Origin of the sequence: Mesorhizobium sp. B4-1-1, assembly GCF_006439375.1 — a bacterium.
Taxonomy (GTDB): Bacteria; Pseudomonadota; Alphaproteobacteria; order Rhizobiales; family Rhizobiaceae; genus Mesorhizobium.
In genome coordinates this window covers 1-18,071 of record NZ_VFTH01000027.1, presented here as the reverse complement: position 1 = coordinate 18,071, position 18,071 = coordinate 1, and the positions used below count along the sequence as shown (strand labels likewise).

The following is an 18,071-nucleotide window of genomic DNA, read 5'->3' as shown; positions in this document are numbered from 1 at the left end:
TGCCTCATTCCGCCGGCATTGCGCGCTGCGAGAGGACGAAGCCCATCTGCTTGCGCTTCTCCGGACGCTTGCGAGTCAATGCGAGCACCATGCCCATCGAGACGGCGATGGCGATCTGCGAGGAGCCGCCATAGGAGATGAAGGGCAGCGTCATGCCCTTGGCCGGCATCAGTTGCAGGTTCACGCACATATTGATGGCCGATTGCAGGCCGAAGACGGTGACGAGGCCGCCAACCGCGTAGCGGGTGAAATCGTCCTGCTCCTTGAGCGCGATGCTCAAGCCGCGCAGCACGATGAAGGCGAAGATCGACATGATGAAGAAGCACATGATGAGGCCGAACTCCTCGCCCGCGACCGAGAAGACGAAGTCGGCGTGGCTGTCGGGGATGACCCGCTTCACCGTGCCCTCGCCCGGGCCGACGCCGAACCAGCCGCCATTGATCAGCGCCTCGCGCCCCATATCGACCTGGAAGGTGTCGCCTTCGCCGGTCATGAACTTGTCGATGCGCGCGGCGACGTGCGGAAACACCGTATAGGCCGCGAACACGCCGCCGATGCCGGCAGCGCCCAGTGCTACGATCCAGAACCAGGGCAAGCCGGCCATGAAGAACATCACGCCCCAGGTGCCCAGCACCAGCATGGTCTGGCCGAGATCGGGCTGCGCCACCAGAAGCGAGATGACCAGCGCAAGCAAAAGCATGGCGAACAGATTACCGGGAATGTCGGGCTGGCGCCTGTGCTCCGCAAAGAGCCAGGCGCAGATGATGACGAAGGCCGGTTTCAGGAACTCGGACGGCTGGATGGAAAGCCCGGCGAGCGACACCCAGCGCCGCGCCCCCTTTACCTCGACGCCGATGTAGAGCACCGCCACCATCAGCACCAGCATGATGCAGATCATCACCAGCGACATGCGCCTTATCTGCCGCGCCTCCAGGAAAGAGACCGCCAGCATCACGACAAGCGCCGGGATGGTGAAGATGATCTGGCGCGTGGCGAAGTGGAAGCTGTCGAGGCCGATGCGCTCGGCCACCGCCGGACTTGCGGCGAAAGACAGCACGATACCCAGTCCCATCAGCGACAGGAATGCCGCCAGGAACCAGCGATCGATCGTCCACCACCAGGTGGCGACAGGACTTTTGTCGAGACGGCTTTGCATCAACGTGGCCCTCCGATGGGTTTCACACCATCAATAGCAGTCGCAGCTTGCCTGAAGGCTTCGCCGCGAACTTCGAAATTCTTGAACTGGTCGAAACTGGCGCAAGCCGGCGAAAGCAGCACCACGGCCTCGCCGCCGGTGTCCTTCGCCGCGTCGGCGGCGGCATGCTCCACCGCCGCCGCCAGCGTTCCGGATATCTCGTAAGGCACCGTCTCGCCGAGCGTCGCCGCAAAGGCGGGCGCCGCCTCGCCGATCAAATAGGCCTTGGCGATGCGCGGGAAGAAGCCGCGCAGCGGCTCGATGCCGCCTTCCTTGGGCAGGCCGCCGGCGATCCAGTAGATACGATTGGCGAAGCTCGACAGCGCGGGCGCGGCCGCATCGGCATTGGTCGCCTTGGAATCGTTGACGAACAGCACGTGGTCCTTGCGGCCGACCTGCTCCATGCGGTGCGCCAGCCCGGGGAAGCTTTCGAGCCCGGCCTGGATCTCGCCGAGATCGAGCCCGACCTTCAGGCAGGCGACGACGGCGGCCAGCGCATTCTGCGCATTGTGCTGGCCGCGCAGCGAGCCGATGCCTTCGAGGAAGGCGACGCGGCTGTAGCGGCCATGCACGGCTTCCATCAGATTGGTGCCGTCGGCGAAATAGCCGTCGGTCAGTGGCAGGCGCTTGGAAATGCGGATGACCTGCCGGCCGGCGCGCTCCAGGCGGTCGGCGATCTGGGCGCACCAGGAATCGTCGACGCCGATGATCGCGATGTCTGAGCCGGCAACCAGCCTTTCCTTGATCGAGGCGTAATGCGCCATCGTGCCGTGCCGGTCGAGATGGTCCGGCGTCAGGTTGAGTAGGATGCCGGCGGTCGGATTGATCGAAGGCGCGAGATCGATCTGGTAGGACGAGCACTCGACCACATAATGCCGTGTCGGCTCAGGCGGATCGAGCGTCATGATCGCTCGGCCGATATTGCCGCCCATCTGCGTGTCGCGACCCGCCGACTTCAAGACATGCGCCGTCAGCGCCGTCGTCGTGGACTTGCCGTTGGTGCCGGTGATCGCGATGAAGGGTGCTGCCGGCGCGCGGCTGATGCGCTCGCGGCAGAACAGCTCGATATCGCCGATGACCTCGACGCCGGCACCCCGCGCCAGCTCCACCGTCCAATGCGGCTTGGGATGCGTCAGCGGTACCCCTGGCGACAAAACGAAGGCGGCGAAATGCTGCCAGTCGGCAGCGTGCAGATCGCCGGTCGCAATCCCCGCGGCCGCCGCCTTGGCGACGCTGTCCGGATTGTCGTCCCAGGCCAGCACCTCGGCGCCCCCCGCGATCAGCGCATGCGCGGTGGCGATCCCCGAGCCGCCAAGCCCGAAGAGCGAAACGCGTTTGCCTGAAAAGGAAAAGGCGGGGATCAAGCGGGTGCCCTATCTCAGCTTGAGGGTGGAGAGGCCGACCAGCGCCAGGATGACGGCAATGATCCAGAAGCGGATCACCACCTGGCTTTCGGTCCAGCCGAGCTTTTCGAAATGGTGATGGATCGGCGCCATCAGGAAGACGCGCTTGCCGGTCATCTTGAAATAGCCGACCTGGATGATGACCGACAGGATCTCGACCACGAACAGGCCGCCGACGATAACCAGTACGATCTCGTGCTTGGTGGCGACCGCGATGGTGCCGATCAGCCCGCCCATCGCCAGCGAACCGGTGTCGCCCATGAAGATCGCGGCCGGCGGCGCGTTGAACCAGAGGAAGCCGAGGCCGGCGCCGATCACCGCGCCGAGCACGACGGCGAGCTCGCCGGTGCCGGGCACGAAATGGATCTGCAGATATTCGGCGAAGACCGCGTTGCCCGAAAGATAGGCGATGACGCCGAAGGACGCCGCCGCGATCATGATCGGCACGATCGCCAGGCCGTCGAGGCCGTCGGTCAGGTTCACCGCATTGCCGGCGCCGACGATGACGAAGCAGGAGAACGGGATGAAGAACCAGCCGAGGTTGACGAGGAATTCCTTGGCGAAGGGGAAGGTCAGCGACGACGAGAACGGGGCTTGGCCGTTATGCATGATCACCCAAGCCGCGATGGCCGCGATGACGAACTCGATCGCCAGCCTCGCCTTGCCGGAGAAGCCCAGATGCGACTGCTTGGTGACCTTGAGATAGTCGTCGTAAAAGCCGATCGAGCCGAAGCCGACGGTGACCAGCAACACGACCCAGACATAGATGCTGGAAAGGTTTGCCCATAAGAGCGACGAACCGATGATGCCGGACAGGATCATCAGCCCGCCCATGGTCGGCGTTCCGGCCTTCTTGAAATGGGTCTGCGGGCCGTCGGCGCGGATCGGCTGGCCCTTGCCTTGCCGGATACGCAGCGAATTGATGATCGTCGGCCCGAAGATGAAGACGATCAGCGCCGACGTGATCAGCGCGCCGCCGGTGCGAAAAGTGATGTAGCGGAAGACGTTGAAGAACGAGATCTTGTCCGCGAAATCGACGAGCAGTGTGAACATGGTCTTTCCGTCCCCCGGAATCCGACCTAGGTCGGCTTAATGTTTGTGGCTTCCGCCGGAAATTTGCCGAGCAATGCCTCGACCAGCTTTGAAAACCCGATGCCTTTCGACGATTTGACCATCACCACGTCGCCGGGCCTGAGCGCGGAGATCACGACCGGCTTCAGTTCTTCCGCTTCCGATCGATACTCGGTTGCGATGTCTGACGGCAGGACGTCGGCCAGCGCCTGCATTTCCGGCCCGCCGAGAAAGACGTTGCGCGTGCCCGTGCCGACGATCAGCCCGGCAAGCGCCGCGTGGAGCTTGGCCGAATGGCTGCCGAGTTCCAGCATGTCTCCGAGCACCGCGATGCGCCGGCCCTCGCCCGAGACAGGCGTGGCGTTGAGCAGCGCCATGGCCGCCGCCATCGACGCCGGATTGGCGTTGTAGCTCTCGTCGATCAGCGTGATCGGCCCGTTGGGATGATGCAGGACATGGCGCCGGCCCCGCCCGCGCTCGGCCGAAAGATCGGCGAGCGCGGCCGCGACCTTGTCGAGATCGGCACCGACCAATTGCGCGGCGCCGAGCACGGCCAGCACGTTCTGCACGATATGGCGGCCAGGCGCCCCGACACGGGCGGTCAGGTCCTTCTTGCCGATCTTGACGGCGATGTCGGAATGGTCGGCATAAAGCTCGCAGCCGACAAGGCGGAAGGCTGAGCGGGGATTTTCGCCGAAGCCGAAGACATGCTCGACTCCCGCCTCTTTCGCCATTTTCCCGAGCAGCTTCCAGCGTGGATCGTCGCGGTTGAGCAGCGCGGCGCCGCCGGGCTCGATGCCCTCGAAAATCTCGGCCTTGGCCATGGCGATCTCGTCGAGATTCTTGAAGAAGCCGAGATGGGCGGCGGCGATGATCGTCACGATGGCGACGTGCGGCCTGACCATCTTGACCAGCGGCCTGATCTCGCCCGGATGGTTCATGCCGATCTCGAAGACCGCGTAGTCGCAGTCCTGCGGCATGCGCGCCAGCGTCAGCGGCACGCCCCAATGGTTGTTGAACGACTGCGCCGAGGCGTGCACCTTGCCGACCGCCGACAGCACATGGCGCAGCGCTTCCTTGGTGGTCGTCTTGCCGGCCGAGCCCGTGACCGCGATGATCCTGGCCTTCGAGCGGGCGCGGGCAGCCACGCCGAGCTTCTCGAGAGCCGCAAGCACGTCCTGCACGACGATCATCGGCGCCGTCAGCCGACCGAGCGAGGGCAGCTTGCCCTCGGCGACGACCAGCACGGCCGCTCCGGCCTTGACCGCCGCGGTCGCGAAATCATGGCCGTCCATCGCCTCGCCCTTGATGGCGAAGAAGGCGTCTCCGGGCGCAAGGCTGCGGCTGTCGATCGAAATGCCGGTGATGCCCTCCGGCAGCGAGCCGATCGGCCTGCCGCCCATGGCTTCGACCAGCGCTTCCGACGTCCACAGCAAACTCATGCGGCGCGCTCCTTGAGCGCCTCGCGCACTTCCTCATGGTCGGAGAAGTGGAAGGTTTCGGTGCCGACGGTCTGGCCCTCCTCATGCCCCTTGCCGGCGACGATGAGCGTATCGCCGGCGCGAAGCATCGCAACCGCCTCGTGGATTGCCTTGCGGCGATCGCCGATCTCGATGGCGCCCGGCGCCGCTGCGAGGATCGCCGCGCGGATCGTTTCGGGCACTTCCGTGCGCGGGTTGTCGTCGGTGACGATGACGATATCGGCGAGCCGCGTCGCGATCTCGCCCATGATCGGCCGTTTTCCCCGATCGCGATCGCCACCGCAGCCGAACACCACGACCACGCGACCCGTGGTGAAAGGCCGCACCGAGCTCAGCACATTCTCCAGCGCATCGGGCTTGTGCGCGTAGTCGACATAAACGGGGGCGCCGGCGGCGGTGGTGCCGACGAGGTCGAGCCGGCCCGGCGCGCCCTGCAATTTTTCCAACGCCGCCAGGGCTTTGTCCGCGGGCGTTCCGGTCGAGATGGCAAGGCCGGCCGAGACCAGCGCGTTGGCAATCTGGAAATCGCCGGCCAAAGGCAGGTCGACCTCATGCAGCACGCCGTCCGCCACGACCTCGGCGCGCTGGCGATGGCGCTCATGCTCGACCCGCTTGAGTGTCAGGAAATCGCCATGGCGACCGACGGTCAACACCTTAAGCCCCGCCGCCTTTGCGGCCTTGATCGTGGGCTCCGACCACGGGTCGTCGGCAAAGACGATGGCGGGCGCGCCCTTCGGCAACAGCGTGTCGAACAGGCGCAGCTTGGCGCGGTGATAATCCTCGATCGTCGGATGATAATCCATGTGGTCGCGGCCGAGATTGGTGAAAGCGCCGGCCGCGAGCTTCACGCCGTCGAGGCGGCGCTGGTCGAGACCGTGGCTCGAGGCTTCCATCGAGGCGTGGGTGACGCCTGCATCCGCCAGTTCCTTGAGCAGTCGGTGCAGCGCCACCGGATCGGGCGTCGTCAGTGAGCCATATTCGTTGCGGCCGGGCGCAACGACACCGGTCGTGCCGATCGAAGCGGCGACAAAACCCGCCTGCTCCCAGATCTGGCGGGTGAAGGCGGCGACGGATGTCTTGCCGGCGGTGCCGGTGACGGCGACCATGGTCTCCGGCTGGCGTCCGAAGAAGCGCGCCGCGCTGAGCGCCAGCGCCAGGCGCGGATCATCGACGGCAAGAACCGGTACCGACAGACCGGAGACGGTCGCGCCCCTGCCGGTGACGATCGCCGCGGCCCCTCGGGCCGCGGCATCGACGGCATAGGTCGATCCGTCGGCCTTGCTGCCGGCAAGGGCGAAGAAGACGACGCCGGTCTTGACCGAGCGGGAATCGGAGGAAAGTCCGGTCACCTCCAGATCGCGGGAAGCTGTTCCCTCGACAGGCAGGATACCGGCTAGATCTTTTAGATGCATTGAGTCCCGTTCACCGCAACAAAATAGCGCGCAGTTGCCGGCGCGCCGCAAGAATCACTGATAGGAAACCAGCGTTGCACCATTTTCATGGCTGAAATCTGGCTTCACGCCAAGCATGGCGGCCGCGCGTCTGATGATGTTGCCGGCCATAACCCCCGCATTGTTGGCGGCGACGTCGGTCATCCCGGGCTTCTCCGGATGCGGAGCGTCGGCGATCGTGAACACCAGAAATTGCGGATCGTCCATCGGGAAGGCGGCGACGAAGGTGTTGAAATTCAAGTCCTTGGAGTAGCGGCCGTTGATGACCTTCTCGGCCGTTCCGGTCTTGCCGCCAACCCGGTAGCCGGGGACCCTGGCATTTCTGGCCGAGCCCTTCTCGGCGTTCAGCGTATAGAGATAGCGCATGCCTTCGACCGTCTTGTCGCTGACCACTTTCTTGGCGACCGCCATGGCATCCTGCTCGCTGCGCACCAGGAATGTCGGCTCGATCAGATAGCCCTGCATCAGCGCCGCGCAGCCGACGGCGGCCTGCAGCGGCGTCGTCGACACGCCGTGGCCGAAGGCGATGGTGAACGAGTTGACCTGTTTCCAGACCTTGGGTTCGGTCGGGCGCGCGACTTCCGGCAGTTCGGTCTGCATCCTGTCCAGAATACCGAGGCGGTGCAGGAATTCGCGGTGCCCCTCGATGCCGACCAGTTCGGCCTCCCTGGCTGACCCGATGTTGGACGAATAGAGGAACACTTCCGGCAGCGACAGCACCCGGTTCTTGCCGTGGAAATCGTGGATGGCCTGATGGCCGACCCGGATCGGATGCGACGCGTCGAAGCGGCTGTTCATCGTCGCCTTGCCGGAATCGAGCGTCATGGCCGAGGTGAAGCTCTTGAAGGTCGAGCCCATCTCGTAGAGACCGGCCGACATACGGTTCAGCCGGTCTTTTTCCTGGGCGTTGTACGGATTGTTCGGGTCGAAGTCCGGCACCGAGGCCATGGCCATCACTTCGCCCGTCTTGATGTTCAGCACGACGGCGCCGGCGCCCAGTGCGCGATAGCGCTCCAGGCCGGCGGCGATTTCGTCGCGCACCACATGCTGGACGCGCAGATCGATCGAAAGCTTGACCGGCTTGAGATCCTTGGCCACGGCCAGCCCCGACGCCTGCAGGTCGCTCAGCCCCTGCTCGTCGATATACTTCTCCATGCCGGAGATGCCCTGGTTGTCGATGTTGGTGAGGCCGACGATGTAGGACGACGTCTCGCCGCTCGGATAGAAGCGGCGCTTTTCGGTGCGGAAGCCGAGGCCGGGGACACCCAGCGCCATGATGTCGGATTGCTGCTTCGGCGTCAGCTGCCGCTGCAGCCAGACGAAGCCGGCGCCACTCTTGAGCTTGCGATAGGTCTGCTCGTAATCGATCTCCGGCAACACCGCCGACAATTTCTCGATCGCTTCGTCGGCATCGACGATACGGCGCGGCTCGGCAAACAGCGACGCCGTCTTGATGTCGGTCGCCAGGACCTCGCCATTGCGATCCACGATATCCGGACGCGATGCCGTGACCCGGTTCTCCGGGCCGCCGGAAAGATCGGGATTCTGCATGCCGAGATAGACGAGCCTGCCGGCAATGGTCGAATAGATGGTGAAGAACACCGCCATCGTCATGACGATGCGCGTCCTTGCCTTGCCGCCAGTCGCCTTGCGCGCGGCGTCGACGACGATCGAGCCATCCTCCGCCTGCTTCTTCCGGCGCTTCAGCAGGCCGCCGATCCTTGGAAGCCCGCCGATCATTGAACGGTGCTCCCGGTGACCACCGGATCCTTGCCTTCAGATGGCTCCTTCCCCGAATTGTCGGCCATGCCGCCAAGCCGCTGCGAGGAGAGGTCCTCGATGGTCAGGGGTTTCACGGGGATGTCGTCGAGGCTGCCGATCTGGTGCGCGTTGACCGGTTCGAGGCCGAGCTGGCTCTTATAGACATCGGCAAGCTTCTGCAGCCGCGACGGCTGGGTGAGCAGACTCCAGTCTGCCTTGAGGAGATCGATCGTTTCTTCCTCGTAGTGGATCTGCGCCTGGATCTTCTGCACAGCCGCCTGTTGCTCTTCGGCTTCGCGCTTCGTCTTGTAGGTCAGGGCGGCGGCCGAGACCATGACGGCGATCAGGACTATGTCGCTGGTACGAAACACGTGCTCACCTCTCTCCCGGCCGCTCGACGGCGGGAAGCTTTGGAAGGCCGAAAATCGAAAAGTCCCCGGCGCGCGCCGGGGCATCGGTGCGTATCGCCGCGCGCAGCCTGGCCGAGCGCGCGCGCGGATTGGCCTCCGTCTCGGCCTCTCCCGGCGTCACGCCGCCGCCGGCCTTGCGGAAGGTGGCAATGCGCACGGGCGCGTCGGGCATATGCCGCGAGCCGCTGGCTGCTTCGGAACGGTCGGCGATGAAGCGCTTGACGATGCGGTCTTCCAGCGAATGGAACGTCACCACGGCGAGCCGCCCGCCGGGTTTCAGCGCCCGCTCGGCGGCCAGCAGCGCTCTTGCCAGCTCGCCAAGCTCGTCATTGACGAAGATGCGCAGCGCCTGAAAGACGCGCGTGGCGGGATGGATCTTGTCCTTCGGCCCTCTTCCGATATGCGTTTCGATGGCGTCGGCGAGATCGAGCGTGCGTTCGAACAGCTTCTTCTCGCGCCGGCTTTCGATCATGCGCGCGATGCGGCCGGCATGGCGCTCTTCGCCGAGAAAGCCGAAGATACGCGCAAGGTCGCCCACCTTGAAGGTGTTGACGACATCGGCGGCGGAGAGACCCGCCTGCGCCATGCGCATGTCGAGCGGCCCGTCGGCGCGAAAGGAAAAGCCCCGCTCCGCCTGGTCGAGCTGCATGGAGGAAACGCCGATGTCGAGCACCACGCCGTCGGCGCTCTCGACATGCTCGTCCAGCGTCGAGAACGGCGCCTGGACAAGCCTCAACCGGCCGCCTGCCCGTTCTTCGAGCGCCCTGCCCGCCGCGATTGCGTCCGGGTCGCGGTCGATGGCAACGACGGAAGCGCCGCGATCGAGGATGGCGCTGGTGTAGCCGCCGGCGCCGAATGTCCCGTCGACGATCGTCTCGCCGGCCTTCGGCGCGACCGCGTCGAGCACCTCGGCAAGGAGGACCGGAATGTGACGGGCCAGTCCGCCAACGGCGTGAGGGTCATCGCCGTGGCCAGCCATCATTCCGATCGCTCCCCGGGCTTCGTCCCCTGCCGAAGCTGCAAAAGCCTGGCCCGCGCCTGCGCCCCATAGGCGGCAAGCCGTCCCGGCTCCCAGACTTGAAAGAAATTGCCGCGGCCGACAAAGGCCACCTCGTTCGAGATGCCCGTATGCTCGCGGATGAAATCGGTCATGGTGATGCGGCCGTCCTGGTCCAGCTTCAGAAACGTCCCGTCGCCATGGCAGAAGAACGACATGTCGTCCGCCGTCTGCAGGAACGGGTCCTCCAGCGCGATCCGCTGCTCGTAGCGGTCGAGCAGGTCGAGCCCACCGACATCCATCGCCGACAGGTCCAGGCAGCGCAGCGCGTAGAGTTCCGAATAGCCGCGTTTCTGCACCACGGCGCGGAAATGCGCCGGAACGGACACCCGCCCCTTCGCATCGATCCTGCTCACGGTGTTCGACAGAAACCGGTCCAATAGACTCTACAGCCGCTGGCGCCGCTGCACCCCTCATGTTGTTCTCCGCGCCCTCGCCGCGCTTGCGGCAAATCGCTTCATTCACCGGGGCGAAAATCGACAAACGCGCAGCCGCCGCGGCTGCCCGATTGGCGTACGCTTCACCCTGACGCGGAACGAAAGCTTGATGATGCGAATGGGATATCATGGGGCACTATGGGCGTCAACGGGAATAGGTATCACAAACACGCGCACTACAACCACAAAGCGCAGGCTGAAGGCACGTCTCGTCTTTATCCTCTATTAAGCCTAACGAAGCGTTTAGAGCCCTCTGGCCCAAAAAGACGCGGCTTGATGCGCACAGCCGGCGCGCATAGCGTCCGTTGAGGTTTTCTGCCCTAACCAAGGATCCAACTGATGTCCGACACTGCGAAGTCACGCGCCGCGACACTTGCCCATCTGCGCAGCGCCGATTTCGCCAAGGGTGATCCCATCCCCTTGCCGCTGACCATGGCCTCGATCTTCCACGCGCCGGGCGACGCGACGGGCTTCGATCAATACGGCCGCTTCAGCAACCCGACCTGGCATGCGGTCGAGCACGCGCTTGGCCATCTGGAAGATGCGCAATGCGTCGCCTTCCCGTCAGGAATGGCCGCGATATCCGCGGCTTTCTTCGCGCTCGTCAAATCGGGCGACCGCATCCTCTTGCCGTCGGACGGCTATCACACGACGCGGGCCTTGGCCGAGCGTTTCCTGAAACCGCTCGGCGTCGCCTATGACGAGAGGCCGACGGCAAGCATGCTCGATGGCGGCTTCGCCGGCTACCGGGCGGTCTTCATCGAAAGTCCGTCGAACCCGCGACTGGACATTTGCGACATCACCGCCGTCGCCAAGGCCGTCCATGTGCAAGGGGGGACCTTGATCGTCGACAACACGACGATGACGCCCTTCGGCCAGCGCCCGCTTGATCTTGGCGCCGACATCGTGGTCTCGGCCGACACCAAGGCGATCAATGGCCATTCCGACGTGCTCTTCGGCCATGTCGCCAGCCGCGATCCGGACATTGTCTCCAGGGTGAAGGATTGGCGCGAGACGGCCGGCGGCATCCCCGGTCCGTTCGAGGCCTGGCTCGTGCATCGCGGCCTCGAAACGCTGGAAGTGCGTTTCGACCGCATGTGCTCGTCGGCCGAAACGATCGCGCGCCGCCTGAAGGACCATCGCGCCGTCAGCGGCCTGCGCTTTCCGGGTCTCGAAGGCGATGCCTCGCACAATCTGGCGCGCGCCCAGATGGAGCGCTTCGGCTTCCTGATTTCCTTTGAACTCGCCTCCGAAGAACAGGCCGAGGCGTTCATCGACGGCTGTCGGCTTATCGAAGCGGCAACGTCCTTCGGCGGCGTGCATACGTCGGCCGAACGGCGCTCGAAACGCGGTGACGCCGTGCCCCCGGGCTTCGTTCGCCTGGCGATCGGCTGCGAGCCGGTCGAGGAACTTTGGCAGGCGATCGAGGCGTCCCTGGACAAAGTCGCCAGCTGAGCAATCCTCTGCTCACGCCCGATGCCTCACCTTGAATCAAAAGGCACGCCTTCCGGCGTAACCTTCTGATTTCGTGCCGCTACCGCGATTTGAAAAATGCCAGCTGGCCTGTAAGCCGGGTTCTGTATGGCCCTCGCCTTGCGGCGAGAACGTGGCGGCCATTCATCTTGGGCGCATGTTGCCATGCGCCTCACGCAACCTACCCGGACGGTGGGCCGGAAACAGCCCTCGAAGGTTTCCCCTCGCACCGCCCCTATTCGGTTTTGCTCCCGGTGGGGTTTGCCCTGCCGCTTCTGTTGCCAGTCGCGCGGTGGGCTCTTACCCCACCCTTTCACCCTTGCCCCGGCAATGCCGTGGCGGTTTGCTTTCTGTGGCACTTTCCCTGGGGTCGCCCCCGCCGGCCGTTAGCCGGCACCGTGTCTCCATGGAGCCCGGACTTTCCTCACCCGCAACCTTTCGGTTCTCGCGGGTGCGGCCGCCCGGCCAGCTGGCAAGCGCGTATAAAGGGATTCCCGCCCGAAAACGCAAACGAAAAAGCGTCCGGATGCGCGGCGGTTTGGGACAACGACGCGCATGAAGCAGAACACGCGTTGCCCAAATCCACTTCGGTAGGCCGGTTTAAGCCGGCGAACCCAGCGCCGCCATCTGCACCTTCACCTTGCTGCAATAGGCGGCCGAAACCGGATTCATCCGCCTGGCGCCGTGACCGGCATTGTATTTCAGGATTGTGCCGCACGTGGTGCCGCCGCCGAGACCCTGCGCCATCGCAAGATACTTCATGCCGAATTTGATGTTGGTGTCGGGATCGAACAGCCCCTTGGTCGAACCGGTATAACCCATCATGCGCGCCGTGGCCGGCTTGATCTGCATGAGGCCGATCTCGCCGGCGCTGCCGACCATGCTCGGCCTGTAGTTGCTTTCGATCTTGATGACGGCTTTGGCCAGCGACACCGGCACGCCGTAGCTTGCGGCATAGCGGGCAACGATCGCCGAATATTGGCCGCCGCCGGCCGCAGCGGGTGCCGCCAGGGCGATCTTGCCGGGGTTGATAGAAGCGGTCGTGGTGAGATCGATCGCCTTTCTGCCGCGTTTGGCGCGCTTAGCCGTCGATTTCGCCGCCCTGGTCGCGGCGGCCTTCAGCACCTTTGCCGGGGCTCTCTTGATCTTTGGCGTTTTGCCCGGTGCAGCCTTGGTCGTTGTGGGGGCAGCGGCAAGGCCATTGTCCGCCCGAAGGCTTAAAGGGGCGCTGCTTGCCGGATTGAAGGCAAAACTTATCACTACGGCAGCAACAGCTGCCGCTACAACGGTCAATTTTTGCATGTAGTCCTGTTCTGTTAGAACCGCGCGAAGAACTTCTCGCAGTTGTGCCAATTCAACGTCGGATCATCCGGGGAGGATAGATGTCCGACGACTTGCGGAAGTGGCATTTGAAGGCGGAATTGGCGGCAATGAAGGCGGCGCAATTCACTTTAAGTGACAGATTGTAACTTAAGAAACTTGCCGCGATTGTTTGACGGAGGCTGCCTCTACGGAAGCGAGGAGCCTATGCAGCGTGCGTATCGTCGAATTATCCGCCACGCCATCCACCAACCGCCGGCGGAAATGCCGCTGGAACGCCGCCACCGCGATTTCCGTCTGCCGGTCGTAAATACCCGATATCTCGACACCATAGCCATAGAGCGCCAGCATCGACTGCAGCGCCTCGACATCGGCGCCGGTATCGCCGGCCTTGAGTGCGGCGCCGGGCTTTATAGGCGCCGCCGGCACGAGGTGGCCGACGCCCGCCACGAACAGCGCCTTCCACGGAAATTTTTCGCCAGGGTCCACTTTGCGGCCCGGGGCCACGTCCGAATGGGCGAGCACCCTTGCCGCGGGGATCGAATAACGGCCCACGATGCCCGCGCACAACTCGATCACGGCATCGATCTGCCGTTTCGGGAAGGCCTTGTAGCCCAGCGAATGCCCAGGGTTGACGATCTCGATGCCGACCGACCAGGAGTTGATGTCGGTACGCCCGAGCCAGGAACTCTTGCCGGCATGCCACGCCCGGTCGCTCTCGCGTACCATCTGGACGATGCGGCCGTCCTCATGAACGAGATAATGCGAGGACACTTCGCTCGCCGGATCGCACAGCCACGCCTCGGCGCCGGCCCCGCTTGCCATGCCGGTATAATGCAGCACGATCATGTCGGGTCGAAGCGTCTCGCGGCGCGGACCGAAATTCGGCGACACCCGGACCTCGGCACCCGGCTGGTCGGGCAGGAACCCGCTCATACGTGTCTGAGGCCCCGCTCGATGATCTCATAGGCGGCGTTGATCGCCGCGACCCTGGTCGTGGCGATCTTGATGAATTCCTGTGGCAAGCCGCGTGCGATCAGCCTGTCGGGATGATTGTCCGAGATGAGCTTGCGGTAGCGTTTCCTGATCTCCTCGAACGGCTTGCCGCGCTCGATCCCCAGAACGACATAGGGGTCGGCGGCGCCGAGATCGACGTGCCGCGACAGGATCGCTTCGTAATGCGCCTCGTCGATCCGGAAAATCTCGGCTATGCGATGCAGGAACTGGCCCTCATGCTCATGAATCAGGCCATCCGCCTTGGCGATATGGAACAGACCGTCGAGGATATCTTCCAGCATCATGCAGTTGGCATGGCCGGACCCGCAGAGCTGCGCCATGCGCTGGGCATAGATCTCGAAGCCCGCGACGTCCTGCTTGGCGATGTCGTAAAGCCGCGCCACGTTGCGTGTCTCGCTCGGCGGCACTTCGAAGATTTCCTGGAAGGCACGCACCTCATCCTGCGTGACTATGCCGTCGGCCTTGGCCATCTTGGCCGAGAGCGCGATCATGGCCACGGAGAAGGCCACGCGCCGGCGCAGGTCCGGGTCGCCCGAAAACACGGTGCGCACGGCTTCGACGACATCCGCGACGCCCGAGGACGCCGACGACGAAACGCGAGCGATGAAGTCGCCAAGACGGTCCCAAATCGACATGTCGGCTTCATAGTGCGAACCGGGCGGTTCTATCAAGCCGGGACGATGCCGCAGGCGACCCGCGCTGCGCGGGATCGAGGGCGAAAACGGACGAAAAAGGAAGGCCGGCGAAGCCGGCCTTCCTCGATACTGTCAGTCAGGCTCTTACTGCGCGGGCGCGGCAGGAGCCGGATTTGTTGCCGGAGCCGGTTCAGCGGGCTTCGAGGCGTCGGGCGAAGCCGGCTTCATGGGCTGCTCGTTGGCCGGCGGATTGGTGCTTTGCGTGGTGGTATTGTCGGTGCCGGTGCCACTGTCGCTGCAAGCCGCGACCCCCAGCAGGGCGAGCGCCGAAACAGACGCCAGAATGAGCTTCTTCATGGTATCTCTCCTTCAACAGACGCTCACATTTCGGTGAGCGGTCGCAAGGGAAATGCGTCAGCAGGCCCGCCGGTTTCGTAACGTTGCATTTCCATGTGTAACATCATCAACTTGCGATTGCTGGCGCCGAAATCCCGAACTAACAGAACATACGCTCGAAGATATGATGGATAAGCAGAATGCCGGTAGCCGCAGGGACTGGGAAATGGGACTTCTGGATCGACCGCGGCGGCACCTTCACCGACGTCATCGGTCGTGACCCGCAAGGCCGGCTGCACCCTCGAAAACTTCTGTCCGAAAATCCCGAGGCCTACGCTGACGCCGCCATCCAGGGCATCCGCGACCTGTTGGGGTTGAAGGCCGGCGCCGCCATTTCCGCCGGCGCGATCGGCGACGTCAAAATGGGCACGACCGTTGCCACCAATGCGCTGCTCGAGCGCAAGGGCGACCGCGTCCTGCTGCTCATCAGCAAGGGTTTTCGCGATGCCTTGCGCATCGCCTACCAGGCGCGGCCGGACATCTTCGCCAAGGAGATTATCCTGCCGGAGCAGCTTTACGAGCGCGTCATCGAGATCGACGAGCGCGTGCGCGCCGACGGCTGCGTCGAGCGGCTGCTCGACATCGCGGCCTGCCGCCCGGCGATCGAGCAGGCCAAAGCCGACGGCATCGACGCGGTCGCCATCGTCTTCCTGCATGCCTGGAAATATCCGGATCACGAAAAGGCCGTGGCAAAAGTCTGCCGCAACATCGGCTTCAGCCAGATATCGGTCTCTCACGAGGTCTCGCCGCTCATCAAGCTGGTCGGCCGCGGCGACACCACCGTGGTCGACGCCTATCTGTCGCCGATCCTGTCGCGCTATGTGCAGCGGGTAGCCGGCGAACTTGGCGCCGGACCGCGCCTGATGTTCATGATGTCGTCGGGCGGTCTTACCGCCGCCGACCTGTTCCAGGGCAAGGACGCGCTGCTGTCCGGCCCGGCGGGCGGGGTCGTCGGCATGGTCGAGACGGCGAAGCTCGCCGGCTTCGAAAAGGTCATCGGCTTCGACATGGGCGGCACCTCGACCGACGTCGCACATTATGACGGCGAATACGAACGCGCCTTCGACACCGAGGTCGCCGGCGTGCGCATCCGCGCGCCGATGATGCGCATCCACACCGTCGCCGCCGGAGGCGGCTCGATCCTGCACTATGAAGCGGGCCGCTTCCGCGTCGGCCCGGATTCCGCCGGCGCCAACCCCGGCCCCGCCGCCTACCGGCGCGGCGGTCCGCTTGCCGTTACCGACTCCAACGTCATGCTCGGCAAATTGCAGCCCGATTTCTTTCCGGCGATCTTTGGCGCGGGCCAGGACCAGCCGCTCGATGTCGGCACGGTTGGCGAAAAATTCGCCGCACTTGCCGCCGAAATCGGCGACGGCCGGACGCCTGAGGCGGTGGCCGAAGGTTTCGTCACCATCGCCGTCGAGAACATGGCCAACGCCATCAAGAAGATCTCGGTGCAGCGCGGCTACGACGTCACCGAGTATCTCCTCAACTGCTTCGGCGGCGCCGGTGGTCAGCATGCTTGCCTGGTTGCCGATGCGCTCGGCATGGAAGCCGTGCTCATCCACCCCTTTTCGGGGCTGCTTTCCGCTTATGGCATCGGCCTCTCGTCGGTCTTCGCCTCGCGCCAGCAGGCGCTGCTGGAGCCGCTCGCGGACGCATCCAGGCCGGCGATCGAAAATCTCATGGCCGCCCTGCGCGGGGTTGTGGTCGCCGAACTTGTGTCTCAGGGCATCGCCGAGGGCGGGATTACCGCCAGGCCGATCCTCCAGATCCGCTACGACGGCACCGACACGGCTCTGCCGGTGAATTTCGAGCACGGCTCGATCCTGCGGGCGAAGGACGATTTCGAGGCCGCGCACAAGGCGCAGTTCGGGTTCGTCTATGAAAACAAGCCGATGATTATCGAGGCTGTGGGGGTGGAGGGCAGCGATGCCGGCGGCGCGGGCCGCGCGGAAATCGAAGCGGAGTTGCAGGATCTTGCCGTTGTTCCTTCCGAGAAGCGGAAAATATTCGCCGAAGGCGAATGGCGCGACGCCGGCGTCTTTCGTCGAGAAGCCCTTAGGCAGGGCAACAAGGTTGCCGGCCCAGCGCTGATTATCGAACCCAACCAGACCGTTGTTGTTGAACCGGGCTGGCAGGCCGAGATCACCGCAAAGGACCATATTCTCCTGCGCCGAACGAGCAAGAAACGACGACAGGCCGCACTCGGCACCGAGGCCGATCCGGTGATGCTGGAGGTCTTCAACAACCTCTTCATGTCGATCGCCGAGCAGATGGGCGTGACGCTGCAGAACACCGCCTATTCGGTCAACATCAAGGAACGGCTCGATTTTTCCTGCGCCGTGTTCGACCGCCATGGCGCACTGGTCGCCAATGCGCCGCACATGCCGGTGCATCTCGGCTCCATGGACCGCTCGGTCGAAACCGTCATCCGCCTGAATTCGGGCGACATCCATCCCGGCGACGTCTTCGCCCTCAATGCGCCCTACAATGGCGGAACGCATTTGCCCGACATCACCGTGGTGACGCCTGTCTTCGACGATGCGCGCAAGGAGATCCTGTTCTGGGCTGCTTCGCGCGGCCATCACGCCGATGTCGGCGGCACCGCGCCCGGCTCGATGACGCCGCTTGCGACGACGGTCGATGAGGAAGGCGTGCTGTTCGACAATTTCCGCATCGTCGACCGCGGCCGCTTCCGCGAGACGGAGTTGGAGACGCTGCTGACCGACCACCCGTACCCCGCGCGCAATCCGGCCCAGAACATCGCCGACCTGAAGGCACAGATCGCCGCCAACGAAAAAGGCGTGGCGGAGTTGCGCAAGATGGTCGCGCATTTCGGGCTCGACGTCGTCGAGGCCTATATGGGCCATGTCCAGGACAATGCCGCCGAGAGCGTGCGCCGCGTGATCGAGCGGCTCCCCGACAGCGCGGCGTACGAATACCCCACCGACACCGGCCAGG

At 64.4% G+C, this 18,071-nt stretch carries 15 protein-coding genes and 1 other RNA gene; 2 read left to right on the top strand and 14 right to left on the bottom strand.

The features are described from left to right. Positions 1 to 4 precede the first annotated feature (4 nt). The 9 genes from ftsW to mraZ are packed head-to-tail and all read right to left on the bottom strand — an operon-like array spanning position 5 to position 10,209. The gene (ftsW, locus tag FJW10_RS26790) at positions 5 to 1,156 is read right to left on the bottom strand and encodes a putative lipid II flippase FtsW (RefSeq protein ID WP_140828994.1); all 1,152 of its coding nucleotides are present in this window, start codon (positions 1,154 to 1,156) and stop codon (positions 5 to 7) included. Then, positions 1,156 to 2,559: a UDP-N-acetylmuramoyl-L-alanine--D-glutamate ligase gene (gene murD / locus FJW10_RS26785; RefSeq protein ID WP_140902304.1), complete on the bottom strand. Its 1,404-nt coding sequence runs from the start codon at positions 2,557 to 2,559 to the stop codon at positions 1,156 to 1,158. Before murD ends, ftsW begins: the two co-directional genes overlap by 1 nt. A 9-nt stretch (positions 2,560 to 2,568) precedes the next feature. Then, positions 2,569 to 3,651, bottom strand: coding sequence for a phospho-N-acetylmuramoyl-pentapeptide-transferase (mraY, locus tag FJW10_RS26780; protein WP_140828990.1), 1,083 nt, complete (start codon positions 3,649 to 3,651; stop codon positions 2,569 to 2,571). A gap of 26 nt (positions 3,652 to 3,677) precedes the next feature. Beyond that, the gene (locus FJW10_RS26775) at positions 3,678 to 5,111 is read right to left on the bottom strand and encodes a UDP-N-acetylmuramoylalanyl-D-glutamyl-2,6-diaminopimelate--D-alanyl-D-alanine ligase (RefSeq protein WP_140902303.1); all 1,434 of its coding nucleotides are present in this window, start codon (positions 5,109 to 5,111) and stop codon (positions 3,678 to 3,680) included. Further along, positions 5,108 to 6,562 (bottom strand): UDP-N-acetylmuramoyl-L-alanyl-D-glutamate--2,6-diaminopimelate ligase, encoded by a 1,455-nt coding sequence (locus FJW10_RS26770; protein ID WP_140902302.1) that lies wholly within the window; start codon positions 6,560 to 6,562, stop codon positions 5,108 to 5,110. Before FJW10_RS26770 ends, FJW10_RS26775 begins: the two co-directional genes overlap by 4 nt. Before the next feature lie 54 nt (positions 6,563 to 6,616). Beyond that, entirely contained in the window at positions 6,617 to 8,341 is a 1,725-nt protein-coding gene (locus FJW10_RS26765) for a penicillin-binding protein 2 (protein WP_140902301.1), read from the bottom strand. Further along, complete coding sequence (locus tag FJW10_RS26760) at positions 8,338 to 8,733, bottom strand: hypothetical protein (RefSeq protein WP_140828981.1); 396 nt, start codon at positions 8,731 to 8,733, stop codon at positions 8,338 to 8,340. Before FJW10_RS26760 ends, FJW10_RS26765 begins: the two co-directional genes overlap by 4 nt. Before the next feature lie 4 nt (positions 8,734 to 8,737). Beyond that, the gene (gene rsmH, locus FJW10_RS26755; protein ID WP_140902300.1) at positions 8,738 to 9,754 is read right to left on the bottom strand and encodes a 16S rRNA (cytosine(1402)-N(4))-methyltransferase RsmH; all 1,017 of its coding nucleotides are present in this window, start codon (positions 9,752 to 9,754) and stop codon (positions 8,738 to 8,740) included. Then, on the bottom strand, positions 9,751 to 10,209 hold the full coding sequence (gene mraZ, locus FJW10_RS26750) for a division/cell wall cluster transcriptional repressor MraZ (RefSeq protein WP_140644023.1): 459 nt from the start codon (positions 10,207 to 10,209) through the stop codon (positions 9,751 to 9,753). Before mraZ ends, rsmH begins: the two co-directional genes overlap by 4 nt. Before the next feature lie 396 nt (positions 10,210 to 10,605). Here mraZ and FJW10_RS26745 point away from each other — a divergent pair, with 396 nt between their 5' ends. Then, positions 10,606 to 11,721 carry a cystathionine gamma-lyase gene (locus FJW10_RS26745; RefSeq protein ID WP_140902299.1) on the top strand — a complete coding sequence of 372 codons (1,116 nt, stop codon included), beginning with the start codon at positions 10,606 to 10,608 and terminating at the stop codon, positions 11,719 to 11,721. Positions 11,722 to 11,816: 95 nt separating this feature from the next. Here the strand turns inward: FJW10_RS26745 and rnpB are convergent. From rnpB to FJW10_RS26720, 5 genes are all read right to left on the bottom strand, one after another. Beyond that, positions 11,817 to 12,212, bottom strand: an RNA gene (gene rnpB, locus FJW10_RS26740) — RNase P RNA component class A. Between the two features lie 127 nt (positions 12,213 to 12,339). Continuing rightward, complete coding sequence (locus FJW10_RS26735; protein WP_140902298.1) at positions 12,340 to 13,041, bottom strand: transglycosylase SLT domain-containing protein; 702 nt, start codon at positions 13,039 to 13,041, stop codon at positions 12,340 to 12,342. 168 nt (positions 13,042 to 13,209) lie between these two features. Beyond that, positions 13,210 to 13,995 (bottom strand): N-acetylmuramoyl-L-alanine amidase, encoded by a 786-nt coding sequence (locus FJW10_RS26730; RefSeq protein ID WP_140902297.1) that lies wholly within the window; start codon positions 13,993 to 13,995, stop codon positions 13,210 to 13,212. Then, a complete protein-coding gene (locus FJW10_RS26725; protein ID WP_140902296.1) occupies positions 13,992 to 14,711 on the bottom strand; it encodes a DnaJ family molecular chaperone in 720 nt (239 codons plus the stop codon). The genes FJW10_RS26730 and FJW10_RS26725 overlap by 4 nt, the downstream gene beginning before the upstream one ends. Before the next feature lie 144 nt (positions 14,712 to 14,855). Then, complete coding sequence (locus tag FJW10_RS26720; protein WP_027168700.1) at positions 14,856 to 15,068, bottom strand: hypothetical protein; 213 nt, start codon at positions 15,066 to 15,068, stop codon at positions 14,856 to 14,858. 179 nt (positions 15,069 to 15,247) lie between these two features. Here FJW10_RS26720 and FJW10_RS26715 point away from each other — a divergent pair. Beyond that, on the top strand, positions 15,248 to 18,071 hold a 2,824-nt coding region (locus FJW10_RS26715; protein ID WP_140902295.1), incomplete at its 3' end, for a hydantoinase/oxoprolinase family protein.

Excerpts from the sequence above, each read along its gene's own strand:
- FJW10_RS26775 (WP_140902303.1), bottom strand. The coding sequence starts at position 5,111 with ATGAGTTTGCTGTGGACGTCGGAAGCGCTGGTCGAAGCCATGGGCGGC.
- ftsW (WP_140828994.1), bottom strand. The coding sequence starts at position 1,156 with ATGCAAAGCCGTCTCGACAAAAGTCCTGTCGCCACCTGGTGGTGGACG.
- FJW10_RS26770 (WP_140902302.1), bottom strand. The coding sequence starts at position 6,562 with ATGCATCTAAAAGATCTAGCCGGTATCCTGCCTGTCGAGGGAACAGCT.
- mraY (WP_140828990.1), bottom strand. The coding sequence starts at position 3,651 with ATGTTCACACTGCTCGTCGATTTCGCGGACAAGATCTCGTTCTTCAAC.
- rsmH (WP_140902300.1), bottom strand. The coding sequence starts at position 9,754 with ATGATGGCTGGCCACGGCGATGACCCTCACGCCGTTGGCGGACTGGCC.
- FJW10_RS26720 (WP_027168700.1), bottom strand. The coding sequence starts at position 15,068 with ATGAAGAAGCTCATTCTGGCGTCTGTTTCGGCGCTCGCCCTGCTGGGG.
- FJW10_RS26730 (WP_140902297.1), bottom strand. The coding sequence starts at position 13,995 with ATGAGCGGGTTCCTGCCCGACCAGCCGGGTGCCGAGGTCCGGGTGTCG.
- FJW10_RS26765 (WP_140902301.1), bottom strand. The coding sequence starts at position 8,341 with ATGATCGGCGGGCTTCCAAGGATCGGCGGCCTGCTGAAGCGCCGGAAG.
- FJW10_RS26735 (WP_140902298.1), bottom strand. The coding sequence starts at position 13,041 with ATGCAAAAATTGACCGTTGTAGCGGCAGCTGTTGCTGCCGTAGTGATA.
- FJW10_RS26745 (WP_140902299.1), top strand. The coding sequence starts at position 10,606 with ATGTCCGACACTGCGAAGTCACGCGCCGCGACACTTGCCCATCTGCGC.
- FJW10_RS26725 (WP_140902296.1), bottom strand. The coding sequence starts at position 14,711 with ATGTCGATTTGGGACCGTCTTGGCGACTTCATCGCTCGCGTTTCGTCG.